Raw genomic sequence first — 6,992 nt, 5'->3', positions numbered from 1 at the left:
GCAGTTCTGCGACTGCGGTGCGTCATAGAAGGTAATGAGATTTATTTACTGCATTGCCTGACCATGTCCAAACCCCGTTTGTCCCCCTGCTCTCCCTCCCGCTCCACTGGCGCATCGGTTGCCAAAATGGCCCGCTTCCACCCTGCGCCGCTGGCGCTGGCCGCCGCCCTGGTGCTGGCCATGCCGCTGGCAGCACATGCCCAGGCTGCCACGCCTGCCCACCAGGCCAGCAGCCTGTCGATTGCGGCCCAGCCACTGGGCTCGGCGCTGCAGGCACTGTCCGCAGCCACGGGCGTGTCCATCGGCTTTGCGCCGGCGCTGGTTGAGGGCAAGACGGCGCCCGCCGTCTCCGGCACACTCACCCCGCAGCAAGCGGCTGACCGCCTCTTGGCCGGCAGCGGCCTGATGGCGCTGCGCCAGGGCGAGGCCCTGGTCATCAAGGCGACGCCCTCAGCTGGCGACACCAGCACCTTGCCCACGGTGACGGTGACCGCGCAAGGCGAGCGCAATGCCACGAGCGAAGGCTCGGGCTCGCTGGCGGCCTCGGCCGTCAGCCTCAACAAGGGTGACCAGGCGCTCAAGGACATTCCGCAGTCCATCAGCGTGGTCACGCGCAAGCAGCTCGATGAGCAGGGCATTACCGACTTGCGCGATGCGATGAACAAGGTCACCGGCACGATGGGCGTGCAAGGGGTGGGCCAGGGCATGGTGCTGTCCGCACGCGGTTTCCAGATCGATGCCTGGCAGTACGACGGTGTGGCCATTCCGCGCAACCACTACTCGCTGGGCAACTGGGGCACCGAAGGCATGGTCTTTTATGACCGGCTGGAAGTGCTGCGCGGTGCCTCGGGCCTGCTGCAGGGCACCGGCAGCCCCGGCGGCGCCGTCAACCTGGTGCGCAAGCGTGGCCAGCGCGAGAAGACCGTCAGCGTCACCGCCCGCGCCGGATCCTGGGACCGCTATGGCCTGCAGCTCGATGCCGGTGGCCCGCTCAATGACGAGGGCAGCTTGCGCGGCCGCCTGGTGGTGGATGAGTCACGCGGCCACTCCTTTGTCGACTATGTGAATGAGCGCACACGCTCGCTCTACGCCGCCTTGGATTACGACATCAGCCCCGACACCACGGTAGGCTTTGGCGTCAGCCAGCTCGACAGCAAGGGCCGCCCCTTCATCATGGGCCTGCCGCTGTATGCCGATGGCAGCATGACCGACCTGCCGCGCTCGACCTTCACCGGCTCCGACTGGAACCGTTCCAACGTCAAGCAAACGACGGTCTATGCCGACCTGAACCACCGCATCAACAACGACTGGAAGCTGAAGGTGTCGGCGCTGCATGTGAGCGAGCAGAACGCCTCCTTGCACCAGCGCATGACCGGCAAGGTCGAGCCCGATGGCAGTGGCGTGACCTATGACAACTGGTACACCGATTTCGACCTGAAAAAAGTGGCCTTCGATGCCTTTATCAACGGCCGCTTTGACCTGGCGGGCTTGCGCAACGATGTGACCGTGGGCGCCAACTATTCCAAGTACCGCTCCAACGATGTCTATGCCCGCACCTTCACGGCGGGCGCGAATCTCTTTGACATCGACCACCACCGCCCCGAGCCGACCCTGGACAGCTTGCTGGCCGCCGGTGGCCGGCAATGGAAGTCGGCCTACGATGTGCGGCAAAAAGGCATCTACGGCAGCCTGCGCACGCGGCTGACCGAGCCGCTCACCGCGATTGTGGGCGCTCGCACCAGCTGGTATGACTCGCTCTACACCAGCGCGCTCAGCGGTGAGCGCCAGGTCACCACGACATCGGGCGAGATCACCCCCTATGCCGGCCTGGTGTATGCGCTCACGCCCGAATGGTCGCTGTACGGCAGCTACACCAGCGTGTTCGAGCCCCAGTCCGAGCGCACGGTGGACGGCAAGGTACTCGACCCGATCACTGGCAGCAACTATGAGCTGGGCATCAAGGGCGAGCTGATGAATGGCAAGCTCAACACCTCGCTGGCGCTGTTCCGCTACGACCACAAGAACCGGGCGGTCAACGACCTGGCCTCCGGCTATGCCTGCGACGGCTGGTACTGCTCGACCTCGGCCGGCAAGGTGCGCAGCCAGGGCGTGGAGGCCGAAGTGAGCGGCGAAGTGGCGCGCGACCTGCAGGCCATGGTGGGCTACACCTTCAACACCAGCAAGTTCCTGAACGACCCGACCAACCAGGGCCAGGTCTTCAGCACCTGGACGCCCAAGCACATGCTGCGCGCCTGGCTGTCCTACCAGCTGCCAGGCGATTGGAACCGTCTGAGCGTGGGCGCTGGCGTCGTCGCACAAAGCCATACCTTGAGCTATGACCGCTCCTTCAAGGTCGCTGGCAACACCATCACCAGCCTGCGCCTGGCCTACCAGGCCACGCCCGAAGTCAGCGTCGCCCTCAACGTGAACAACGTGTTTGATAAGCACTACATCCTGCCGGGCTTTGTCGGCTACACCGGCGGCACCTATGGCGATCCGCGCAATGCCATGCTGACTCTGAAGTACACGCCCAAGCTGTAATCGGCCGCTCAATTGCCAACGCGCCGTGGCAGAGCCCGGACTTGTCCAAAAAACGGCAGGGTTCGGGTTTTGCACCACGCAAACTGCGTTAGGCTGCGCGTTGCGATCCGCAAGCGGGTGGCCGGGCGCCACGCTTGGCGCCGCCCACCGCCGCTTGCATGGGGCCTGCATCCAGCGCCCCAGGCGATTGCCAACCAGAGCCAGCCATTGCCTGCCCATGCCCCGTGCATGCGGCAGGGAACCCGCCAGCCAGCCATTCAGCCCAAGAGGAGGAGCTATGTCCAAGAACAACCAACCATCCACCCTGCGTCGCCCGCTGCTGGCGGCGGCCTTGGCCGTGTCGGCCAGCATCGGTGCCGTGCTGCCAGCGCATGCCGATTACCTGTGGCTGCAGACCGAGAACGGCCAGACGCGCGCCCACGTGGGTGAGCTGCACAAGGCGCCAGGGGCGCTTGGCGAACTGAGCGAGCCGCGCCAGGTGGTGGCAGAAGGCAAGAGCGTGCCCGCATCGGCCGATCCCTATGTCCTGGCCAAGGAAGAGGGCGCCCCGGCCGACCAGCGCTTTGCCGCGACGCGCGCGGGCAGCGATGGCGTGCTGACCTACTACCAGGCCCGCTTTGGCCGCCAGGAAACCAAGGCCGTCAATGACCTGGAGCTGGTGCCCACCACGCCCCAGGGCAACACCTTCCAGCTGATGTTCAAGGGCCGGCCGGTGGCGGCCAGCCAGGTCAATGTGGACACCAGCGAAGGCTGGCGCCGCGTGCTGGCCCCCGCCAAGGATGGCACCGTGAGCTTTACGCCGTCCTTCCCCGGCCTCTATGTGCTGGAGGTCACGGCCCGCGTCAACAACGGCAGCGTCAAGCTCGATGGCAAGCAGTACGACGAGGTGCGCCACACCGCCACGCTGAGCTTTGAGGTGCCGCAATAACGCCAACGCCATAAGGCGCCCATCCCCCGCAGGGGCAGGCGCGCCGCTTTTGAGCGGGCGCCTGCACAAGTATTGGCTTGGCACGACAATTGCAGCAGTTCGACGGCTTGCCGTCTGGTGTTTGCCGCTTTTTGTCTTTCATGAAAAACCTGCCCCTGCTGCAGCAGCACGACCTGCGCCGTGCGCTGCACAACGAAGTCCATTCCCGCCCCCCTGAAGCCCTGCCCGACAACACCGCGGTGTTCTGCACGGTGATGTGGGCCGATGCCGCCGAGCGCGCGGCCAGCCGCCAGTGGCTGCACCAGCTGTTGCGCGATCTGCAGCTGCCCGTGCCCGATGCCGAGGCCAACCACCTGCGCCTGGACCTGGGCAATGGCCGCCTGCGCTGGGAGCTGCACACCGAGTTTGTCTCCTGGACCTGGATGGTGCCCATCCGCCCCGAGGCGCTGGACGAGGCCGAGCTGCCGTCTGCCAGCGACCTGGTGCCCGCCCAATGGCTGGCCGGCCTGCCCGGCCGCTGCCTGCTGGCAATGAATGCCTGGGTGCTGCCCGCATCGCCCGCGCTGGAGAAAAAGGTCGAGCAGCGCTGGCTGTACGAGGACAAGCTCGTCGCCTCCAAGGCCTCCGACCAGAAGGCGCAGATCTACACCGATTTTTCCATCCATTCGGATGGCGCATCGCGCCTTTTTGTGCTCAACCAGGGCCTGTCAGCCGCGCGCAATGGGCGCCTGGTGCAGCGCCTGCTGGAGATCGAGACCTACCGCATGGCCGCCTTGCTGGGCCTGCCTGCGGCGCGCGAGACCATGGAAAAGCTCGCCAGCACCGAGTCCGAACTGGCCGAGCTGTCATCAGCCATCCGCAGCGCGGGAGCGGCCAGCGAGCCGCAGTTGCTCGACCAGCTCACGCGCCTGGCTGCCCAGGTCGAGAGCCAGTACGCCGCCCACCATTCGCGCTTTTCGGCCAGCAGCGCCTACTTTGCACTGGTGCAGCAGCGCGTGGGCGATATCCAGGAGACGCGCCTGGGCAGCTACCAGACCATTGGCGACTTTATGGACCGGCGCCTCACCCCCGCGCGCAACACCTGTGTGTCGGCCCACCAGCGGCTCGAAGCCCTGTCCCAGCGCGTATCGCGCCTGAGCAACCTGCTGCAGACGCGGGTCGACATCAGCCAAAAGCAGGGCCGCCAGGCGGTGCTCAAGGCGATGAACGAGCGCCAGGGCCTGCAGCTCAAGATGCAGTCAACGGTCGAGGGCCTGTCGGTCGCGGCCATCACCTACTACTTCACCGGCCTGATCAGCTACCTGGCCAAGGGTCTGCAGAAATGGGGTTGGCCTCTGTCGCCAGAAACGACGGCGGCGCTGGCCATCCCGGTGATAGGCTTGGGCGTCTGGTGGTCGATTCGCCGCATGCACCACCGTTTGTTCCATGGGTCGGCGCACCAGCACTGACTGGTTCTTGGAGAGTTATCTTGTCTGTTTCTGTTGCACCGGCTGCGGTGCTCACGCCCAGTGTGCGCCGCGCCGGCATGGTCTGCGCCGTGGTGGGGGCCATCGCGTTCAGCGGCAAGGCCATCATCGTCAAGCTGGCCTACCGCCATGGGGTCGATGCCATCACCTTGATCATGTACCGCATGCTGTTTGCGCTGCCGCTGTTTGTCATCATGGCTTGGTGGGCCGGGCGGGGCAAACCGGCGCTGTCGCTGCGTGACTGGCTCGCCGTCATCGCGCTGGGCTTTTGCGGCTACTACCTCTCCAGCTACCTCGATTTTGCCGGGCTGAGCTATATCAGCGCGGGCCTGGAGCGGCTCATCCTCTACCTCAACCCCACCTTGGTGCTGGCGCTGGGCTGGCTGCTCTACCGCAAGGTGGCCAGCGGCCGCCAGCTGCTGGGCCTGGCCATCAGCTATGCCGGCGTGATGCTGGTGTTTGGCATGGAGCTCTACACCCACGGCGCCGGCCAGCAGGTGGGCTGGGGCGCCACCCTGGTGTTTTTAAGTGCTGTGAGCTATGCCATCTACCTGGTCTACAGCGCCCAGTATGTGAAGCGCCTGGGCGCCCTGCGTCTGGTCGGCCTGGCTACCAGTTTTGCCTGCCTGTTCTGCATTGCCCAGTTTTTGCTGACCCGGCCGCTGCAGGCCGCCCAGGTGGATTCGGCCGTCATCTGGCTGTCCGTCCTCAATGCCACCCTGTGCACCGCCGTGCCGGTGTTGCTGGTGATGCTGGCGGTTGAGCGCCTGGGCGCGGCCACGGTCGCCCAGACCGGCATGATCGGGCCCTTGTCCACCATCCTGATGGGCGTGTGGCTGCTGGGCGAGCCCTTGACCCCGGTGATGGTGGGCGGGACTGCGTTGGTGTTGACCGGCATCTATGTGTTCACCCACCAGGCCAAAAGACAATAAGCGTCGTCAACACGGGATGCGCCGTGGCCTTGCCTCCAGCGCAAACCGCCGGTTTTCTGGGTCGTCTTGGCGACTCACAAGGGCAAGGCGAGCAGCGCCAGCACTTCTGCGGTTTGTGACATAGCATCGATACCCACAAGGAGATTTGAATATGGATTTTGGAATTGCCAACAAATGGGCACTGGTCTGCGCGGCCAGCAAGGGCCTGGGCCGTGGCTGCGCGCAGGCGCTGGTCAATGAAGGCGTCAACGTGGTGATCAACGCCCGTGGCGAAGAAGCGCTGAAGGACACCGCGCGCCAGCTCAAGGTGATGGCCGCGATGTGGGCGGCAGCCGCACCCGGCCGCGTGGCACCCCAGGTGATCGCCGTGGCCGCAGACATCACCACCGAAGCCGGTCGTGCTGCGGTACTGAATGCCCAAGGCGGCCCGGGCCAGCGCTTTGACATTCTGGTGAACAACGCCGGCGGCCCGCCACCCGGTGATTTCCGCGACTGGGACCGTGAGGCCTGGATCAAGGCACTGGACGCCAACATGCTCACCCCCATTGTGCTGATCCAGACCTTGATCGATGGCATGGCCGAGCGCGGTTTTGGCCGCATCGTCAACATCACCTCCAGCTCCGTCAAGGCCCCCATCGATATCCTGGGCCTGTCCAACGGCGCGCGCAGCGGCCTGACCGGCTTTGTCGCCGGCGTCGCACGCAGCCCCATTGCCGGCAAGGGCGTGACCATCAACAACATCCTGCCAGGCAAGTTCGACACCGACCGCATTGCCGCCACGATCTCGGCCACCGCCAGCAAGACCGGCAAGAGCGAAGCCGATATCCGCGAGGCGCAGCAAAAGCAGATTCCTGCCGGCCGCTACGGCACCGCCGATGAGTTTGGTGCGATCTGCGCGTTTCTGTGCAGCCAGCAGGCGGCCTATATCACCGGCCAGAACATCCTGCCGGACGGCGGCTCCTACGTCGGTACGTTCTAAGCAGCCGCAAGCCCAAAGCAAAAGCCGCCCGAGCAATTGCCCGGGCGGTTTTTTTACCTCTGGTGTTTAGCGGCAGCTATCAGGCCTGGTCGTCGTCAAAGAAATCAAAGCCATCGTCGCCGCTGTCATAGCCGGCCACGTCCTGG

Annotated in this window: 5 protein-coding genes; all 5 read left to right on the top strand. The window is 65.3% G+C overall.

Going from position 1 to position 6,992, the window contains the following annotated elements:
- The first annotated feature begins 126 nt into the window (after window positions 1-126).
- Window positions 127-2,541, top strand: a complete 2,415-nt coding sequence (locus H928_RS0114750) for a TonB-dependent siderophore receptor (protein WP_021027207.1) — start codon at window positions 127-129, stop codon at window positions 2,539-2,541.
- Window positions 2,542-2,818: 277 nt separating this feature from the next.
- Window positions 2,819-3,469 (top strand): hypothetical protein, encoded by a 651-nt coding sequence (locus tag H928_RS0114745; RefSeq protein WP_021027206.1) that lies wholly within the window; start codon window positions 2,819-2,821, stop codon window positions 3,467-3,469.
- A 140-nt stretch (window positions 3,470-3,609) separates the two neighbouring features.
- Window positions 3,610-4,917, top strand: a complete 1,308-nt coding sequence (locus tag H928_RS0114740; protein ID WP_021027205.1) for a DUF3422 family protein — start codon at window positions 3,610-3,612, stop codon at window positions 4,915-4,917.
- A gap of 77 nt (window positions 4,918-4,994) precedes the next feature.
- Window positions 4,995-5,867, top strand: a complete 873-nt coding sequence (locus H928_RS27975; protein WP_084635814.1) for a DMT family transporter — start codon at window positions 4,995-4,997, stop codon at window positions 5,865-5,867.
- 151 nt (window positions 5,868-6,018) lie between these two features.
- Window positions 6,019-6,846: an SDR family oxidoreductase gene (locus H928_RS0114730; RefSeq protein WP_021027203.1), complete on the top strand. Its 828-nt coding sequence runs from the start codon at window positions 6,019-6,021 to the stop codon at window positions 6,844-6,846.
- The last annotated feature ends 146 nt before the right edge of the window (window positions 6,847-6,992 follow it).

The sequence above is a fragment of the Comamonas sp. B-9 genome, assembly GCF_000410635.1.
GTDB lineage: Bacteria > Pseudomonadota > Gammaproteobacteria > Burkholderiales > Burkholderiaceae_C > Comamonas.
This window is presented reverse-complemented; position numbering and strand designations above follow the sequence as displayed.